Origin of the sequence: Rhodopila globiformis (genome assembly GCF_002937115.1) — a bacterium.
GTDB classification, from domain to species: domain Bacteria; phylum Pseudomonadota; class Alphaproteobacteria; order Acetobacterales; family Acetobacteraceae; genus Rhodopila; species Rhodopila globiformis.
Genome location: NZ_NHRY01000202.1, coordinates 1 through 18251, shown reverse-complemented (window position 1 = coordinate 18251; position 18251 = coordinate 1). Strand labels below are relative to the sequence as shown.

Below are 18251 nucleotides of genomic sequence, written 5' to 3'. Positions count from 1 at the left end.
TCAGGTCGTTACGGGTAATCTTGAGCAACGCCGTCGCCTCCCTTGCGAATCGACAGTTTCGCCTATCGACTCACAACCGGCGGCGTTTGAGAATCCCCAACGAGTCAAAAATTCGGGCGGTTGGTATGACAAGTGTGGCGGGATTCCACAGCCATGACCGGGGACATGCCGATCGGCGTCGATCCGTCGCGGCGCGGGCCGCAACGAAATCGCCTCTGCGCGCCTGGTGTTAAAAGTGCGGTGCCGCAACAAAAGGCGGCGCTGCCGGTGGGGCACCCAGCCCCGGGCGCCGGCGCCAGCCTCACGGGCCGGGCGCCGGCGCCCGGCCCGGTCAGGCGGGGGTGAAAAACGGCAGCGTGGGGCCATCGCCTTCGGTCTTGATGAAGGTGACCTTCATGTCCTGGCCGATTTTCAGGTCCTTGAAGTCCATCTCGACGAAATTCGTCAGCACCGAGGGGCCTTCCGCCAGCGTCACGTAGCCGATGGCATATGGCGGGTTGGCCCGCTCCATGACGCTGTAGGTATAGACCTTGCCCTTGCCGGAGGCTTGCTCCCACTCGCACTCGCCGAAGCAGAACGGGCAGAGCGCGCGCGGATACCAGTGCGCCTTCCTGCAGCTGGTGCAGCGGCGGATCATCAGCTTGCCGGAAGCGGCGCCGTCGAAGAACGCCTTGGTTTCCGGGTTGGTCTCCGGGGTGCCGACGAACGGGATTTTTCTTGCAGTGTAGGCCACGATGTTCACTCCCGCTCCAGGATGACGGTGCTGCCGCAATGGCGCGTGCCCAGCGCGCCGCCGGTGCCGTGAGCGATGGCGAGGTCGCAGTTCTTCACCTGCACGGCCGGGTGCGCCTCGCCGCGCAGCTGCCGCACCGCCTCGATGATCTTGGTGATGCCGCCGCGGTTGGCCGGGTGGTTGGAGCACAGCCCGCCGCCATCGGTGTTGAACGGCAGCTTGCCGGTGCCGGAAATCAGGTTGCCGTCAGAAACGAACTTGCCGCCCTCGCCCTTCGCGCAGAAGCCCAGGTCCTCCAGCTGCATCAGCACGGTGATGGTGAAACTGTCGTAGATAGAGGCGTACTTGATGTCCGCCGGCTTGATCCCGGCCATCTCCCAGGCCGGCGGGCCGGACCAGCGGGCGCCGGTATAGGTCAGATCGACCTCGCCGCCCATCTGGTGCTTCGGCGCTTCGCCGACGCCAATGACCTTCACCCGCGGCCGGTTCAGGGTTTTCGCGATCTCGGGCCGGGTCACCACCAGCGCGCCGCCGCCGTCGCTGATGACGCAGCAGTCCAGCCGATGTAGCGGTGTCGAAATGATCGGCGAGCTGACAACGTCCTCGACGGTGACGACGTCGCGCAGCATGGCGTTCGGGTTGTGCTGCGCATGGTGCGAGGCGGCGACCTTGATCCAGGCGAGCTGCTCGCTGGTGGTGCCGTATTCGTGCATGTGCCGCTGGGCGCACATTCCGTACAGATTCGCAACCGCCGGGCCGTACGGGAACTCGAACTGCATCTCCGGCGCGGTGGGATTGCCGGGGCGCGGTGCAGTGCCGGTGGCCATGCCCTCACTGCGCGGCCGGCCGGACAGGGTGATCAACGCGACGTTGCAACGACCGGCGGCGATCGCTTCCATCGCGTGTCCAACGGCGAGCTGGTAGGAGGAGCCGCCGACATCGGTGCTGTCCACATGCCGGCACTTCAGGTTCATGTAGTCGACCATCGACAGCGGGCCGAGCCCGCCCGGCGCGTCGCCGGCGCAGAAATACCCGTCCACGTCGTCCTTGGTCAGGCCGGCGTCGGCCAGGGCGCCCTTGGCGCACTCGGCATGCAACATGGCCACCGATTTGTCCGGCGCCTTACGGGTGGGATGTTCCCACGCCCCGACGATATAGGCCGCACCTTTCAAACTCATGCTTCACTCCCCTCTGCGGCCGCCGTGTCGCATGGCGGTCCGGGCAGGGATTATACTGATCAGTAGGGGGACCGCTACCCCGGGGAGCCCGGGGACCAGGGTGCCGCTGCAGCTGGACCAGCGCACGTGTCACGCGAACATGTCAATTTGTGTCTCACCAAAAGTTACACTTGTTTGTGAACGGCTCACGGTGTCATGGTTCGCCATGAAAGGTGGGCCATGGAGACATTATCCCGTATCGCTGTGGTCGAAGACGATCCGGAAATCAGCCGGATGATGGTTAGTTTCATGACTGACCATGGCTTCGACGTCAGTGCCGCCCGTTCCGGCCGCGATCTGGACAAGGTCATGTCCGGCGGCAAAATCGATTGTGTGATCCTGGATGTGGGGCTTCCCGGCGAGGACGGCCTGAGCATCTGCAAACGATTGCGCGGTAAATCCTCGGTGCCGATCATCATGGTGACGGCCCGAGGCACGGAAACGGATCGAATCGTTGGCCTGGAGCTTGGGGCCGACGATTACCTTCCGAAGCCGTTCAGTCCGCGCGAACTGGTCGCCCGCGTCAAGGCGGTGATCCGCCGTGCCGGCGCGCAGGAGCAGGCGACCGCGCCGGCGCAGCCACAGGTGCTGATGTTCGAGGGTTGGAAGCTGGACATGGCGCGGCGGCAGCTGTTCGATCCGGCCGGCGCGCCGCGCTCGCTGACCAGCGGGGAATTTAACGTCCTCGCGCTGTTCTGCACGCATCCGCGCAAGGTGCTGTCGCGCGACGACCTGCTGGAACTGCTGCACGGTCGTGCGGCGGCGGTGTTCGACCGCAGCATCGACGTGCAGATCAGCCGGTTGCGGCGGAAGATCGAAACCAACCTGAAGGATCCGACCTTCATCAAGACCATCCGCTATGGCGGGTATTTCTTCACGCCCGAGGTCACGGCGGTGACCGAGGGCTGAGCCGGCGCGGGCCGGGCCCGCGGACGGCGTCGCCGCCGTCCGCCGGGTTCCGTCCGGCTTATCGCGCCAGCCGCGGCGCGGCCCCGGCCAGAAGGTCGCGGAACGCCTGCCACAGTGGCACGATGCGATCATCCGGGACCAAGTGGCGGCACAGGGCGCCATGGCCCATGTCGGGATTGCTGTCCAGCCGGACGTGGCCCACCAGGAAGTGGTGGAACGCGGCCAGGGCCGGATCGTCCCAGTCCCGGGCGTCCAGCACGGCGGTGAACACGCGGGCCAGTCCGCCGTCCTCGTAGGTGGGCAGGCTGGCGACGCGGACGTCGGGGTCGATCCGGCGCGCCGCCGCCAGGTAGGCCTGGCCGAGTTCGTCGATCCGGCGGCCGTCGTCCTGGCTTCGCTGCGACATCGCGACCACGCGGCGCATGAACTCGTCGTGGTTCATCTTCTCGCCCGCGGCGGCGATGCCAGGATAGGGCGAGAGGTTGTCGGTCATGCATTCGCCATTGCGCAGTTCCTGCAGGTTCCGGTCGTCGGGGAAGCGCCGGCAGGCGATCTCCACGGTTTCGCAGAACTGCACCGAGAAATAGTAGTAAGCATGGGCGATGGCCAGCAGTTCCTCGCGTGTCAGCGCCGGCCATCGCAGATCGCAGATTTCATCGACGATTTTCTCGTACTGATTCTTTAGTAGCTGCATCGTTCGACCTTTCGCGAAAAGCCGGCCGTGCGCGCACGGATGCCGGCGGTGTTTGACCCGAGCGTATGGTCTTGTGAGTTCCTGAGTATATTACTTGGTCTTTACGGATTGCACGTGTTTGCAATAATGCCGGACCGTCAGTCTGTAATCTCACAAGCATGGCAGGTGCCGCGGCGGAATGATCAATTATCGCGTTGGCCTTCAGGCCTCAGGCCGTGACACAGGCATGCCGATCGGCATCGCGCCAGCGTGACCGAGGGCCCCAACGAATCCTTCTCTGCGCGCTCTGCGCCCCGCTCGGCGATCTCTGCGTTGAATCGCGGTGGCTGCAGCGCCACCGGCGCTTCGGGTTGAGCGACCCACCGGCACCGTCGATCTTTGTTACGGCACCATGCTTTCAAACGCGGAGATCGCCGGGCGGAACGCAGAGCAGGCAGAGAAGAAATTCAGGCGATCCGCGGTCGGCATTGATTGTGGTGCCACGTCTGGACGGACCGGGCAGCCGGATGTTCATCGCGATATTGCAATCGGCGTGTTGCCGTTTCCGGCCATCATGAAAGCTCACTCGTCAACCGGCGCCAGGGCCGCCTGATATAGTGCTTTCCGGCAGGCATTCGCCGGATCTCCGCTCGTCCGTGATGCCGATCGCGCTGACTCGATGCGAATCCGGCCGGAGTGCCCGCCATGGTCGCTGCAGGATTGCGCAGCCACATTGGTGCAAATGGCTTCCCGCTCGGACCCTTGCGGACGACGCGCCACGCGCCGAGCGCGGGGCTGTCGGGGCCGGGCCTCCGCACGCAGGGCGGGGCCGGAATCCGTTCCGGTACAGTTCCGTTACGAATGACGAAATTTTATCCACCCATGGGGCGACATCCGCATCCGTCGCGCCTCGCCTGCCAACGCCGTCAGGCGCCTCGTGGCCGCAAGGGCCTCATGCAGAATAAGCGCTCCACTTGTGGACGGACGCTTCAACCGTCATAGCCTGCGGCCGCCATGACGAGAGGGGCGGTTTGCTGTAGTAACGCCAATGGTGCCTTCAGCCACCATGACGCGGAACGACCGGCACCCCGGCTCCGGTGGATCGGTTGTTTCAGCCCGGGGTTCTACGGCAGCAAGCTGTGCCTGGCTTTGTAGACGTTGGATTCGTCGGCTGTTCGCATCAGACGCTCGAGTAGATCCTCACCCATCCAGGTCCGGCGCAGCCCCGCGCCGATCTCCACAGCGACGATTTCCGGGACGTGCAGGTGGCGGGCAATCGTCAGGATTTCGTCGGGCCTTAGATCGCTCATGTCCTGGCAGTCGATGAAACTTAGCATCTGACCTCCTTGTGGTATTCCATCAGGACAACCGAAGGTGGCAGTCTCAGCATAAGATGGAGAAATTCCATCTCCATCAGTCCATCAACGACAAAACCCAACCACAGAATGGCGTTCAGGTCAAGCTAACTACGCCCTGTAGTTGTAATGATACGGTCATACTCCAGTTGCCGCGAGGCCGCCGCGATCACCAGGCCTTGATGCGACGCCAGATCCTGGCGAGGCTTACGCCGCCGCGCACCCCCACGCACGGCGACGCCACGGCCTGTTGATCCGGGCAAGCACCTTCATCCGTTTTCCGCCGCCGCGCAGGCCTGCGCCGTCTCGGCCGCAACGAGACTCGTGAGTTCCTCGCCCGACAGCGTCTCGGTGCGCAGCAGCACGTCCGCGGCACGCTCCATGGCCGAACGCCGGTCCCGCAGGATGCCCTCGGCCCGTTCGAGCGCCTGCCGAACGAGGTCGCGGACGTGGCGATCGATCGCCGCCGCGGTCGCCTCGCTCAGCCCGGGACGCGGCTGCAATGCCTCCGGCCCGCCGCCCCCGGCGAGGAAGGGGCGCGACTCCCGTTCCAGAGCGACCGGGCCGACTTCCTCGATCATGCCGTAGCGCGTCACCATGGCGCGGGCGATGTCGGTCGCCTTCTGCAGGTCGTCCGCGGCGCCGGTGGAGATAGAGCGGAGGACAAGCTGCTCGGCCGCCCGGCCGCCCAGCAGCACCGCCATCCTGTCCTCCAGTTCCTCCCGCCTGATCAGGAACCGGTCGTCGGTCGGCCGCTGGATGGTGTAGCCCAGCGCCCCCACGCCGCGCGGAATGATCGAGACCTTGTGCACCGGATCGGCGCCGGGCACGGACAGCGCGACCAGCGCATGCCCCAGCTCGTGATAGGCCACCCGCCTGCGCTCTTCGGGATTGAGCAGGCGGGTCCTGCGTTCCAGTCCCGCAACGGCCCGCTCGATGGCTTCGTTGATGTCCGACATCTCGATCCGTTCGGCGCGGCGGCGGGTGGCCAGCAGGGCCGCCTCGTTGATCAGGTTGGCGAGATCCGCGCCGGTCAGCCCGGGCGTCAGCTCGGCCACCCGGTCGGGCTGCACGTCCGGCGTGGCGCGGACGCGCTTCAGGTACAGCGCCAGGATGGCGGCGCGGGCCGGCTTGTCGGGACGATCCACCAGCACCTGCCGATCGAAGCGGCCGGCGCGGAGCAGAGCGGGATCGAGGACTTCCGGGCGGTTGGTCGCCGCCAGCAGCACAACGCCGGCGCGCGGGTCGAAGCCGTCCAGTTCCACCAGCAACTGGTTCAGCGTCTGCTCCTTCTCGTCATGGCCGCCCAGCCCGTAGGCGCCGCGGGCGCGGCCGAGCGCGTCCAGCTCGTCGATGAACACGATGGCCGGCGCCTTCTCGTGCGCCTGGTGGAACAGGTCGCGCACCCGCGCGGCGCCGACGCCGACGAACATCTCGACGAACTCGGCGCCGGAGATGGAGAAGAACGGCACGCCAGCCTCGCCGGCGACGGCGCGGGCGAGCAGGGTCTTGCCGGTGCCGGGCGGGCCGACGAGCAGGACTCCCTTGGGCACGTGCGCGCCGAGGCGGCCGTAGCCGTCGGGGTCCTGCAGGAAGGCGATGATCTCGCGCAGTTCCTCCTTCGCCTCATCGGCGCCGGCGACGTCGGAGAAGCGCGTCCCGACTTCGGTTTCGACATAGACCTTGGCGCGGGAGCGGCCGATGGTCATCAGCCCGCCGCCGGCGCCGAAACGCTGGGCGTAGCGGCGAAAAGCGAATGTCCAGAAGCCGTAGAGGATAAGCAGCGGCAGCACCCAGGAGAGGATGTCGCTCCAGAAATGGTTCGGCACGACGCCGGTGAACTGCACGCCGCCCGCTTCCAGCTGCTTTGCCAGCGCCTCGGGGACGGCGGTGGTGGCGATGAGGCGGCGGCCATGCGGGCCGGGCTGCTTCAGCGTGCCGTACAGCCGCGAGCCTTCGACCTCGGCCGAGGCGACCTTGTGCTCGCGCACCAGCTGGAGGAAGTCGCTGTAGGGGATGTCCGCGACCTTGCTCTGCGCGGCCATCCAGACCTGGAAGATCATCAGGGCGAGGAAGGCGGCGAACCAGTACCAGACGTGCGCGCGCACCTCCGGTCCGGATGGCTTGCGGCCGTCGGGCCGGCGCAGGCCGCCGCGGTCGCGATGGCGCGCCAGGAACCGGCGCAGGCGCGCCACCGGTCCGCCGCCCCAAGCCCTGTCCTGCTCGGCCGGATGGGCGTGCTTCCTCGCGCGCCGGTGGTTGGAATTGAAGGTCACAGGGCTGTCGCTCATCATCTCCTCCGGGACTTCGCTCAGCGTGGCGATGCGGCGCCGCGAGTGCGCATCATGATCGCTGAGCGACGGAGGTTGGTTCCGCTTGCGAGGTATCGTGTCCGGCGTTGTGGTCCGGAGTCGTGCGTTCCTGGCGGGGGCGGCGTGGTTGACGGCCTATTTCGGTTCGCACAGAGAGGGAACTGAGGGTCGGGGAGGGCCGCAGGGGATCAGGGGGACATTGCGTGGCCCGGTGCGGATGGCGCCGTCGGGCAGGCGGTTTTGCCGATCCGGCCACGCAGCGTCATGGCGGGCCTGCGCCCGCCATGACGATATAGAAACAACTTTGCCGCCCGCCCGCAAGGTCAGCGCCCATGGGGCGCAGCGCGGCCATGACGGCGAGAAAAGGCCGTTCAGTCCGCCCGCTCGAACACCGCGGCAATACCCTGGCCGCCGCCGATGCACATCGTCACCAAAGCGTAACGGCCGCCGATGCGTTCCAGCTCGTACAGCGCCTTCACCGTCAACATCGCCCCGGTGGCGCCGATGGGATGGCCAAGCGAAATGCCGGAGCCGTTCGGATTGGTTTTCTCCGGATCGAAGCCGAGGTCCTTGGCGACGGCGCAGGCCTGCGCGGCGAACGCCTCGTTGGCCTCGATGACGTCCATGTCGTCCAGCTTCAGGCCGGTCTTCTGCAGCACCGCGCGGGTTGCCGGCACCGGGCCGATGCCCATGATCTTCGGATCGACCCCGGCATGCGCATAGGCCACCAGTCGCCCGAGCGGCTTGCCGCCGCGCTTGTCCAGCGTGTCGCCGTCCATCAGCACCACCGCCGCGGCGCCGTCGTTGATGCCGGAGGCGTTGCCGGCGGTCACCGTGCCGTCCTTCCGGAACACCGGCCGCAGCTTGCCAAGGTCCGCCGGATTGATGTCGGCGCGCACGTGTTCGTCGGTGTCGAAGGTGGTTTCGCCTTTGCGGGTCTTGAGCGTCACCGGCAGGATCTGGGATTTGAAGCGGCCCTCCTTGATCGCCCGGGCGGCGCGCTGGTGCGACAGCACCGCCAGCTCGTCCTGCTGGTTGCGGGTGATCTGGTGGGATTCCGCCAGGTTCTCGGCCGTCATGCCCATGTGGATGTTGTGGAACGGGTCGTGCAGGGCAGCCGTCATCATGTCGATCATGGCGGTGTCGCCCATGCGGGCGCCCCAGCGCATGCCGTTCGACAGGTAGCCGGCGCGGCTCATGTTCTCGGCCCCGCCGGCGACGGCGATGTCGGCGTCGCCCAGCGTCACCGCCTGGGCGGCGGAGACGATCGCCTGCAGGCCGGAGCCGCACAGCCGGTTCAGCGTCAGCGCCGGCGCGTCCTGGGTGATGCCGGCGTTCACCGCGGCGACGCGGGACAGGTACATGTCCTTCGCCTCGGTATGGATGACGTTGCCGAACACCACGTGCTGGACGTCCGCGCCGTCGACGCTGGCCCGGGACAGGGCCTCGCGCGCGACCCGGGCGCCGAGTTCGGTGGGCGGAATGTCCTTCAGGCTGCCGCCGAAGTCGCCGATGGCGGTGCGGACGCCGGAGACAATGTAAACCTCGCGTTGCATGGACGGTCCCTTCTTGCTGGGTCTCAGGGTCGTTGCATTACACGCAGCGGCGAGCGGCGCAAGATGGGGAGTGGCGATCGGCGTTTCGGGCTGGGAGTGTTGCGTTGGGGGGTATCGCGATCCGGCAAGTGAGGGTTTGCTTGGGCGGTTGGCCGGGTGGGCTTTGAGTTTTGGAGCGTCTGTTGTGCGGCTGGTAACTGGCACCGCGTGGCGGCGGTCTGGAGTGGTGCCTCTCTGGCAGGGACAGCGTGGTTGATGGCGCATTTCTGTTCGCACAGAGAAAGAACTGAGGGTTGCGGAGGGCCGCGGAGGATCAGGGGGACGTCGCGCGGCCGGGTGCGGATGGCGCTGTCGGGGCAGGCAGTTTCACTGACCCGGCCGCGCGGCGATGCCTGGCGCCGCATATGACCTGAAGCAGAATAACCGCTCCAGCTGCCGCACGGACGCTTCGACCGTCATGCCGGGCGCAAGACCGCTATTGGCCGCTGCACAAAGGGATGCCCGCGCATCGCAGGAAATGCGCGATCGGCGGCCGTTCAAGACCGCCGATCAATCCGTCAATCAGGTCCCGATGCCGCCGAGCGTCAGGTACTTGATCTCCAGGTATTCCTCGATCCCATACTTCGACCCCTCGCGGCCCAGCCCCGACGCCTTCATCCCGCCGAACGGCGCTTCCGCCGTCGAGATGATCCCCTCGTTGATGCCGATGATGCCGTATTCCAGCGCCTCGCCAACCCGGAAGATCCGGCCGATGTCGCGCGAGTAGAAATACGCCGCCAGGCCGAATTCGGTATCGTTGGCCAGGCGGATCGCTTCCTCCTCGGTCTTGAAGCGGAACAGCGGCGCCACCGGGCCGAAGGTTTCCTCGCGGAAGATCTGCGCCTTGGCCGGCACGTTCGCCAGCACCGTCGGCTGGAAGAAATTGCCGCCAAGCTGGTGCTTGCTGCCGCCCGTCACCACCGAGGCGCCCATAGACAGCGCGTTGGCGATGTGCTCCTGCACCTTGGTCACGGCATCGGCGTTGATCAGCGGCCCCTGCGTCACGCCCGGTTCCATGCCATTGCCGACCTTCATGGCTTCGACGGCGGCTTTCAGCTTGGCCGAGAAGGCGTCATACACCCCGTCCTGCACCAGGATTCGGTTGGCGCAGACGCAGGTCTGCCCGGTGTTGCGGAACTTGCAAACCATCGCGCCCGCCACCGCCGCGTCCAGATCGGCATCGTCGAACACGATGAACGGCGCGTTGCCGCCCAGCTCCATGCTGGTCTTCTTGATCGTCGGCGCGCACTGCGCCAGCAGCTTGGCACCGACTTCGGTCGAGCCGGTGAACGACAGCTTGCGCACCATCGGGTTCGAGGTCAGCTCCCCGCCCATCGCGCCCGACGGCCCGGTCAGGATGTTGCAGACGCCGGCCGGCATGCCCGCCCGTTCGGCCAGCACCGCCAGCGCCAGGGCCGAGAACGGGGTCTGCGAGGCCGGACGGATGACGCCGGTGCAGCCGGCCGCCCAGCCCGGGCCGGCCTTGCGGGTGATCATCGCGGGCGGGAAATTCCATGGCGTGATCGCGGCGAACACGCCGATGGGCTCCTTCAGCACCAGGATGCGGCGGCCCTTGGCGGTCTGCGGGATGGTGTCGCCATAGACGCGCCTGGCTTCCTCGGCGAACCACTCGATGAAGCTGGCGGCATAGGTGATCTCGCCCTTGCTTTCGCTCAGCGGCTTGCCTTGCTCGGCGGTCATGATCACCGCCAGGTCCTCGGCGTTGGCCACCATCATGTCGGCCAGCTTGCGCAGGATGGCGCCGCGTTCCTTGGCCAGCATGCCGCGCCAGGCGGGATAGGCGCGGTTGGCGGCCTCGATGGCGCGTCGGGTTTCAGCGGCGCCCATCGACGGCACTTCCCCGATGGCCTCGCCGTTGGCGGGGTTCTTCACCACGATGGTCTGGCCGTTGTCGGCCTCGACCCACTTGCCGTCGAGGTAGTTGGCCTGGCGGAACAGCGACGGATCCTTCAGTGGCAGCGGCGATACCGGATTCAGCATGATCGGGTTCCTCCTGTCTGTTCTGGCCCCGAGCATAGGCCCGCCGGGCGGTGCTGTCAGGGGGGCGCCGGTTGCGGTGCGGCCCGCGGCGGTGCCATTGTCCCCGGAACCAGGCTCGGTCATGAGGCCCTGGGCAGGGAGAAAACGCATGGCAGACGGCTCCGTTCGGATCAGTTCGCCGACCGACATGGTTTCGGCAGCCCGGAACCTGGCCCCGCTGGTCCGCGCCCGCCGCGACGAAGCGGAACAACTCCGCCGCCTGCCGCCCGACGTGGCCGAGGCGTTCGCAGCCGCCGGGCTATTGCAGCTGTATCTGCCCCGCTCGATGGGCGGCCCGGAACTGCCGCCACTGGCGGCGTTCGAGGCGATCGAGGAACTCTCCCGCGCCGACGGGGCGGCCGGCTGGTGCGCGATGATCGCCGGCTCGCTGTCGCTGTTCGCCGGCTGGCTGCCGGTGGAGGTCGGGCGGGCCATGGCGGGGGAGCCGGCGAATTTCCGTGGCGCCGGCTCGCTGCGGCCGGAGGGCCGGGCGGTCCCGGTGGACGGCGGCTACCGGGTGCGCGGCCAGTGGGACTTCGCCAGCGGCGTGCATCACGCGAACTGGCTGAAAGCCACCTGCGTCGTCATGGACGGCGACCGGCCGCGCCTGACCGGCGCCGGCACGCCGCAGACCCTGTCGATGTGGGTGCCGGCGCACCAGGCGATGATCAAGGACACCTGGTCGGTGGTGGGCATGCGCGGCACCGGCAGCCACGACTTCGCCCTTGAGGACGTGTTCGTGCCGGAGGCGCACACCTATTCCGTCAGCGATCCGCCGCACGAAACAGGGCCGCTGTATCATCCACGGCTGTACTACACGTCGATGTGGACCGCGACGGCCGCCAACACCCTGGGCATCGCCCGCGGTGCCCTCGACATCATGACCGACCTGGCGAGCCGGCGAAGCTCCACCATGTCCACCGCCCTGCTGCGCGACCGCCCACTGGTGCAGGCGCGGGTGGCTGAGGCCGAGGCGATCGTCAGCGCCGCCCGGACCTATCTGCTGTCGGCCGTCGGCACCGCCTGGACGACGGTCTGCGACGGCGGGGCGGACCCGACGCAGGCGATCGCGCAGGCGCGGCTGGCCATCGTCCACGGCATGCACGAGGCGGTGCGCGCCGTCGACCTGGTGTTCCATGCCGCCGGCACCAACGCCGTCTACACCAGCAACCTGCTGGAGCGGCCGTTCCGCGACATCCACGTCGCCGTCCAGCACGCGGCGGGCGCGCCGGCGCATTATGAGTCAGCCGGAAAGATCCTGCTGGGCGCCAGCCACAACATCGCCGGCTGGTAGCAAGGGGGGTAGCGGGGGCAGGGACCTTGCTCCATCCGTCGTCTCATCCCGTGCCTTCCCATCCCGATGCGCATGCTGGCACCCGCACCGCTTGCCAGCCGCAACCCCGGCGGTCTAGCAGGGGCCTTTCCCGTCACGGATTGAGACCGTCATGATCCCCCGCTACGCCCGCCCCGAAATGGCCGCCATCTGGTCGCCCGAGAACCGGTACCGCATCTGGTTCGAGATTGAGGCGCTCGCCGCCGAGGGCATGGCTCGCGTCGGCGCCATCCCGGAGGAAGCCGCCCGCACCATCCGCGAGAAGGGCGCGCCGAAGCTTGCCGCGATCAACGCCGACGACATCGCCCGGATCGACGCCATCGAGCGCGAGACCCGCCACGACGTCATCGCCTTCCTGACCTGGCTGGCCGAGGCCATCGGCCCCGACAGCCGCTTCGTGCACCAGGGCATGACCAGCTCCGACGTGCTGGACACCTGCCTGTCGGTGCAGCTGACCCAGGCGGCGGACCTGCTGCTGGCCGACATCGACGCCGTGCTGGCGGCGCTGAAGGCCCGCGCGCTGGAGCATAAATACACCCTCACCATCGGCCGCAGCCACGGCATTCACGCCGAGCCGACGACCTTCGGCCTGAAGCTGGCCGGCCACTACGCCGAGTTCGCCCGCAACCGCGAGCGCCTGCTCGCCGCCCGCGCCGAGATCGCCGTGGCAGCCATCAGCGGCGCCGTCGGCACCTTCGCGCACCTGCATCCCTCGGTGGAGGAATACGTCGCGGACAAGCTCGGGCTGCGGCCGGAGCCGGTCTCCACCCAGGTGATCCCGCGCGACCGCCACGCCGCGTTCTTCGCCACCCTGGGCGTGATCGCCAGCGGCATCGAGCGGCTGGCGACGGAAGTGCGCCACCTGCAGCGGTCCGAGGTGCGGGAGGCGGAGGAGTTCTTCCACCCCGGCCAGAAGGGGTCCTCGGCAATGCCGCACAAGCGCAACCCGGTGCTGAGCGAGAACCTGACCGGCCTGGCCCGCATCGTCCGCGCCGCCGTGGTGCCGGCGCTGGAGGACGTGGCGCTGTGGCACGAGCGCGACATCAGCCACTCCTCGGTCGAGCGGATGATCGGCCCGGACGCGACGGTAACGCTGGATTTCGCGCTGATGCGGCTGGCCGGGATGATGGAAAAGCTGGTGGTGTATCCCGACCGGATGCTGGCCAACCTGGAAAGCCTGGGCGGCGTGGTGCACTCCGGCGAGGTGCTGCTGGCGCTGACCAAGGCGGGGATACTGCGTGAGGACGCCTATCGCATCGTGCAGGGCTGCGCCATGGCGACGTGGACGAGGCTGGGCACGCCGGAGGGGAAATCCTTCAAGGAGAATTTGCAGGCCGATCCGGACGTGGCGCGGATGGTCCAGCCGGCGGAACTGGAGGCGGCGATGGATCCGAAGCTGCACCTGTGCATGGTGGATCGGATTTTTGTTCGCGTGTTCGGGTAGCCCACACAGGCGGACCTTCATACAGACGATCAAGCGAATTCATTGACGATCATCAAAACTACGGGTAAGCAGTATCTTGATGGTTGATGAATTCTTCGAATGGGACGATATAAAAGCCGCCCTGAATGAGCAAAAACACGCCGTGACCTTTGAAATGGCCCGCCGTGCGTTCAAGGACGCCTTTGCCATCGAGCGCGTTGATACCCGTCATGGCGACCACGAAGAACGCTTCGCACTCATCGGCATGGCGGACAACCACCTGCTGTTCGTATCCTATACGCTGAGAGGCGAGCGAAATCGGATCATCTCAGCCCGGAGGGCTCAACCTCATGAGCAACGACGATACCACAATGAAAACCGCGACTATTGACTGGACTCGCACTGACGCCATGACGGACGAACAGGTCCATGCGGCCGCCATGGCAGACCCGGATGCCCGGCCGATGACCGATGCAGAATTCGCGGATGCCCCCCGCGTCCCACGCGCCCGGACCCTGCGCCGCGCGCTCGGCCTGACCCAGGAAGAGTTTGCCGCGCGGTTCCACATACCGCTTGGCACTTTGCGCGACTGGGAGCAAGGCCGGGCCGAACCGGACCAGACCGCACGCGCCTACCTTCGGGCGATCGCCGGTGACGCTGAGGCTGTGCAACACGCGCTTTCAGCGGGTCCACGGCGAGGGTGACGCCACCTCGCGCCGCTGGCTGAACCCATTGACCCGGACTCAGGCAGTTCGGCCTGGGACCGAACCGTCGTGCGATCGGCATTTCGGGCATGTTGAGCGGAACTTCCAGCTCGGCCATGCCGCAAAAGCGCAACCCGGTGCTGAGCGAGAACCTGACCGGCTTGGCCCGCATCGTCCGCGCCGCCGTGGTGCCGGCGCTGGAGCACGTGGCGCTGTGGCATGAGCGCGACATCAATGGCACGCCCCGCACGAGACATGTAACGATTTAGAATCGAGAATCTGGCGCCCCAGAGGCAAGATCTATCGCCAGCGTACCCACAAATTGCAATTTGTGGGTACGCTGGCGATGCCTTCCCCCCATGCCGCAGGCTCTGCCCCCGCCAATCCAAATCATGTACGCCGCATTGTCCGAACGCGTCCAACACGGCCAGACGGCAGAGGACCTCGATCTGGCCGGCCTCTTCATCAAGCCCACCCATCAAGGCCGCCTCTACTGGTCTTTCCGTTCGGCTATGGTCCAGGGCGACCGCCACGGCAAATATGCCGGTCCCGCTATCCGGGATCAGCCGGTTCGGCGCCAGGCCGAGCCGGCGCGACCGGCATCTCCGGCACCTCCTCCGGGACCAGCAGGTCCGCCCCGGTCGCGGCGACGATGGCCTCCACAGAAACGCCCGGCGCCCGTTCCCGCAGCAGCAGCCCGCGGCCCGTCGGCTCGATAACCGCCATCTCGGTCACCACCAGGCTGACGGGGCGGGCGGCCGTCGGAGGCAGGGTCAGTTCCCGCACGATCTTCGGCTCGCCGCGCGCAACATGCTGCATGGCGACGATCACCCGGCGCGCGCCGGTCACAAGGTCCATCGCCCCACCCATGCCGGGCACCAGTTTCCCCGGCACCATCCAGTTGGCCAGCCGCCCGGCGGCATCGACCTGCAGGCCGCCCAGCACCGTCATCGCCAGGTGCCCGCCGCGGATCAGCGCGAAACTGGTCGCGCTGTCGAAACTGGCGGCACCGGGCAGCGCCGAGATGAAGCCGCCGCCGGCGTCGGTCAGGTTCGGGTCCTCCATGCCATGCGGCGGCGGCGCGCCCAGCCCGATGATGCCGTTCTCGCTCTGGAACGCGACGCTGATGCCCGGCGGCACGTAGCGGGCGACCAGCGTCGGCAGGCCGATGCCCAGGTTGACCAGGGTACGATCACGCAGTTCCAGCGCCACGCGGCGGGCGATCAGTTCCTTGGGGTCCATCATTGTGGCCGCTCCACCAGATGGTTCACGAGGATTCCCGGCGTGCGCACCGCGTCGGGTGGGATCGCCCCGGTCGGGACGATCTCATTCGGTTCGGCAATGACGCAGTCCGCCGCAAGCGCCATCAGCGGATTGAAGTTCGTGGCCGTCAGCCGGTAGGTCAGGTTGCCCTCGTAGTCCGCCTCGTGCGCGTGCAGCAGGGCGAAGTCGGCGCGCAGCGGCAGTTCCAGCAGGAAGCGCCTGCCGTTCACCTCGATGACGCGCTTGCCGTCCTGCACCACGGTGCCGATGCCGGTTGGCGTCAGGATGCCGCCCAGACCGCTGCCGCCGGCGCGGATGCGTTCCGCCAGGGTGCCCTGCGGGATCAGTTCCACCGCGATCTCGCCGGCGATCATTTTCGCCTGGGTGACCGGGTTGGTGCCGATGTGCGAGGCCATGACGCGGGCGACGCAGCCCGCATCGATCAGCTTGCCGACGCCGATGCCGGACCGGGCGGTGTCGTTGCCGATGATCGTCAGCCCGCGGGCCTTGCGCGCCACCAGCGCATCAACCACCCGCTCGGGCGTGCCGACGCCCATGAAGCCGCCGAACATCAGGCTGGCTCCGTCCGGAATCAGCCGCGCCGCATCGACCGCCGATATCGCCAGGTGCATGGCCATACCTACCGGCCCGGCCCTGGCAGGCGCATGCTCTCCGGCACATCATCGGCCCGGCCGCGCTGGCAGCGGACCATTGCCGACGGCCGGTTGGGCTGGAATCGCGGCAGCCTGCCCGAGATATGCATGAACGGCTCCTTTATTTTCCGGCATGATCGGTCCGGATCGGACCGTTGGCCTTGATGTATCGCAACTCCGGTATTGTTTCCCAGCCGGTTTCCACCGGCCCGGCCCGGTCGGCCGGTGGAGGCCCCTGCGCCAGTCGCCCGCGGCACGCCTGCGCTCGTTCCGGGCACCGCGGCGGTGCATGGACAGATGTCATGAACTCGGTAACATGACGTAATGCGCACCGGCGGCCGGATTGATGTTTCGGCAGAACCAGCCCGCGCTTGTTTCTATCATCCGTTATATGGCCGGTTGTATAAGCGCCGCATTCCGGTCATTGCCGGGCATCGCCACCGCCGTGATTGAAAGTCTGCCGATCCCATGACCACCGCACTGACCGCTCTACATGACAGCAACAAGATCCCCGCCACGCTGATCCCCGGCGATGGCATCGGGCCGGAGATCATGGACGCCGTCCGGCTCGTGCTGGACGCGCTGGGCGCGCCGTTCGCGTGGGATGTCCAGCAGGGCGGCATGGCGGGTATCGCCGCCGGCGGCGACCCGCTGCCGCAGGCCACGCTGGACAGCATCCGCCGCAACGGCCTGGCGCTGAAAGGCCCGCTGACCACCCCCGTCGGCGGCGGCTACCGCTCGGTCAACGTCCGCCTGCGCGAGGAATTCCAGCTGTTCGCCAACCTCCGCCCCGCCCATACCCTGGTGCCCGGCGGGCGGTTCGAGAACATCGACCTGGTCCTGGTGCGGGAGAACCTGGAAGGCCTGTACGTCGCGTTCGAGCACTACATCCCCTTCGGCGACGATCCGAAGGCCGTCGGCTTCTCCACCGGCGTCAACACCCGCGCTGGATCCGAGCGCATCGTGCGCTATGCTTTCGAGCACGCGGTGAAGCTGGGCCGCCGGAAGGTCACGCTGGTGCACAAGGCCAACGTGCTGAAGGCGCTGACCGGCGTGTTCCTGGAAGCCGGCCGCACGGTCGCCGTGGAGTACCAGGGCCGGATCGAATGCGACGAGCGCATTGTCGACGCCTGCGCCATGCAGTTGGTGCTGAATCCGTGGCAGTTCGACGTGATCGTCACGACCAACCTGTTCGGCGACATCCTGTCGGACCTGATCGCCGGCCTCGTCGGTGGCCTGGGCGCCGCGCCCGGCGCCAACATCGGCGAGAACGCGGCGATCTTCGAGGCGGTGCACGGCTCCGCCCCCGACATCGCCGGCAAGGGCATTGCCAACCCGACGGCGCTGCTGCTGGCCGCCGGGCTGATGCTGGACCATGCCGGGCTGACCGATCACGCCCGCGGCCTGCGCAAGGCAATCGATGCGGTGCTGAACCAGGACAAGGTGCGCACCGGCGACCTGGGCGGCACCGCCTCCACCACCGACTATGCCAGGGCGATCGTGCAGCGGGTGACGTCGGGGCTTTGATCCGATCGGGACAAACCCTGGCAAAGCCGGGCCATGCGCATTATTCTAGACAGAGTATCTAGTTCGACTGTGTCAGTTTCCGCCTAACACATTGAAATTACGACGTTTTCTCGCAAACTAGAGCTCCCATAACCCATTGATAACATTGACTATCTCTCAGTTTTTGACACAGTCAAACTAGTCTTACTGTGTCATTTTCCCATTCACTGCCCGGGGCTGTTGCAGGCAGCACGGACACCTGGGCAGCGCGGCGACGAGCCGGACGGCAAGCTGGCGGCGGATCGAGGCAATCGAGTGCGGCACATGCCGCTCAGGCCGCACCGGCAGCGCCGCGGGGCTGGAAACCGACGGATAACGCAGGTGTTTCGATCCGCCTGCGGATGAATGGCCGCTGAGGGGGGAAAAGACAGCGCTCGGCGATCAGAAAGCCGTAGGCTGCGATGCACAGGCTGGCGTGATGATGAAAGCCGCGCCAGTTGCGGCCCTCGAAGTCGCCAAGACCGAGCTCCTGTTT

General features: G+C 67.1%; 15 protein-coding genes and 2 pseudogenes. 7 read left to right on the top strand and 10 right to left on the bottom strand.

The window, feature by feature from the left end; genetic code table 11:
* Positions 1-331: 331 nt before the first annotated feature.
* Both CCS01_RS34720 and CCS01_RS18705 read right to left on the bottom strand, forming a co-directional pair.
* Positions 332-733 (bottom strand): Zn-ribbon domain-containing OB-fold protein, encoded by a 402-nt coding sequence (locus tag CCS01_RS34720; protein WP_239992239.1) that lies wholly within the window; start codon positions 731-733, stop codon positions 332-334.
* A gap of 5 nt (positions 734-738) precedes the next feature.
* Positions 739-1911, bottom strand: coding sequence for a thiolase domain-containing protein (locus CCS01_RS18705; RefSeq protein ID WP_104520286.1), 1173 nt, complete (start codon positions 1909-1911; stop codon positions 739-741).
* A gap of 195 nt (positions 1912-2106) precedes the next feature.
* On the opposite strand from CCS01_RS18705, the gene CCS01_RS18700 reads away from it, so the two are divergent.
* Positions 2107-2859 (top strand): response regulator, encoded by a 753-nt coding sequence (locus CCS01_RS18700; RefSeq protein WP_338049991.1) that lies wholly within the window; start codon positions 2107-2109, stop codon positions 2857-2859.
* A 58-nt stretch (positions 2860-2917) separates the two neighbouring features.
* On the opposite strand, the gene CCS01_RS18695 is transcribed toward CCS01_RS18700, so the two are convergent.
* The 5 genes from CCS01_RS18695 to CCS01_RS18675 form a co-directional block, all read right to left on the bottom strand.
* Complete coding sequence (locus CCS01_RS18695) at positions 2918-3553, bottom strand: hypothetical protein (RefSeq protein ID WP_104520284.1); 636 nt, start codon at positions 3551-3553, stop codon at positions 2918-2920.
* Between the two features lie 1103 nt (positions 3554-4656).
* Positions 4657-4869, bottom strand: a complete 213-nt coding sequence (locus CCS01_RS18690) for a hypothetical protein (protein ID WP_104520283.1) — start codon at positions 4867-4869, stop codon at positions 4657-4659.
* Between the two features lie 287 nt (positions 4870-5156).
* Positions 5157-7178: an ATP-dependent zinc metalloprotease FtsH gene (gene ftsH, locus CCS01_RS18685; protein WP_104520282.1), complete on the bottom strand. Its 2022-nt coding sequence runs from the start codon at positions 7176-7178 to the stop codon at positions 5157-5159.
* A 392-nt stretch (positions 7179-7570) separates the two neighbouring features.
* On the bottom strand, positions 7571-8755 hold the full coding sequence (locus tag CCS01_RS18680; protein ID WP_104520281.1) for an acetyl-CoA C-acyltransferase family protein: 1185 nt from the start codon (positions 8753-8755) through the stop codon (positions 7571-7573).
* A 561-nt stretch (positions 8756-9316) separates the two neighbouring features.
* Positions 9317-10795 carry an NAD-dependent succinate-semialdehyde dehydrogenase gene (locus CCS01_RS18675; RefSeq protein WP_104520280.1) on the bottom strand — a complete coding sequence of 493 codons (1479 nt, stop codon included), beginning with the start codon at positions 10793-10795 and terminating at the stop codon, positions 9317-9319.
* A gap of 148 nt (positions 10796-10943) precedes the next feature.
* Here CCS01_RS18675 and CCS01_RS18670 point away from each other — a divergent pair, with 148 nt between their 5' ends.
* The 5 genes and pseudogenes from CCS01_RS18670 to CCS01_RS18650 form a co-directional block, all read left to right on the top strand.
* A complete protein-coding gene (locus CCS01_RS18670) occupies positions 10944-12128 on the top strand; it encodes an acyl-CoA dehydrogenase family protein (protein WP_158258482.1) in 1185 nt (394 codons plus the stop codon).
* A 151-nt stretch (positions 12129-12279) separates the two neighbouring features.
* Positions 12280-13611 carry an adenylosuccinate lyase gene (gene purB / locus CCS01_RS18665; RefSeq protein WP_104520278.1) on the top strand — a complete coding sequence of 444 codons (1332 nt, stop codon included), beginning with the start codon at positions 12280-12282 and terminating at the stop codon, positions 13609-13611.
* A gap of 79 nt (positions 13612-13690) precedes the next feature.
* Positions 13691-13981 (top strand): BrnT family toxin, encoded by a 291-nt coding sequence (locus tag CCS01_RS18660; RefSeq protein ID WP_104520277.1) that lies wholly within the window; start codon positions 13691-13693, stop codon positions 13979-13981.
* The gene (locus CCS01_RS18655; protein ID WP_239992237.1) at positions 13941-14294 is read left to right on the top strand and encodes a helix-turn-helix domain-containing protein; all 354 of its coding nucleotides are present in this window, start codon (positions 13941-13943) and stop codon (positions 14292-14294) included. Before CCS01_RS18660 ends, CCS01_RS18655 begins: the two co-directional genes overlap by 41 nt.
* Before the next feature lie 107 nt (positions 14295-14401).
* Positions 14402-14554: pseudogene (locus CCS01_RS18650) on the top strand (adenylosuccinate lyase); the annotation flags it as partial.
* Between the two features lie 292 nt (positions 14555-14846).
* Here the strand turns inward: CCS01_RS18650 and CCS01_RS18645 are convergent.
* Complete coding sequence (locus CCS01_RS18645; RefSeq protein ID WP_456307608.1) at positions 14847-15539, bottom strand: 3-oxoacid CoA-transferase subunit B; 693 nt, start codon at positions 15537-15539, stop codon at positions 14847-14849.
* Complete coding sequence (locus CCS01_RS18640; protein ID WP_104520287.1) at positions 15536-16189, bottom strand: CoA transferase subunit A; 654 nt, start codon at positions 16187-16189, stop codon at positions 15536-15538. The genes CCS01_RS18645 and CCS01_RS18640 overlap by 4 nt, the downstream gene beginning before the upstream one ends.
* Positions 16190-16678: 489 nt before the next feature.
* On the opposite strand from CCS01_RS18640, the gene CCS01_RS18635 reads away from it, so the two are divergent.
* Positions 16679-17737, top strand: a complete 1059-nt coding sequence (locus tag CCS01_RS18635) for an isocitrate/isopropylmalate dehydrogenase family protein (protein WP_104520274.1) — start codon at positions 16679-16681, stop codon at positions 17735-17737.
* A gap of 310 nt (positions 17738-18047) precedes the next feature.
* Here the strand turns inward: CCS01_RS18635 and CCS01_RS18630 are convergent.
* A pseudogene (locus CCS01_RS18630) lies at positions 18048-18251 on the bottom strand (IS701 family transposase); the annotation flags it as partial.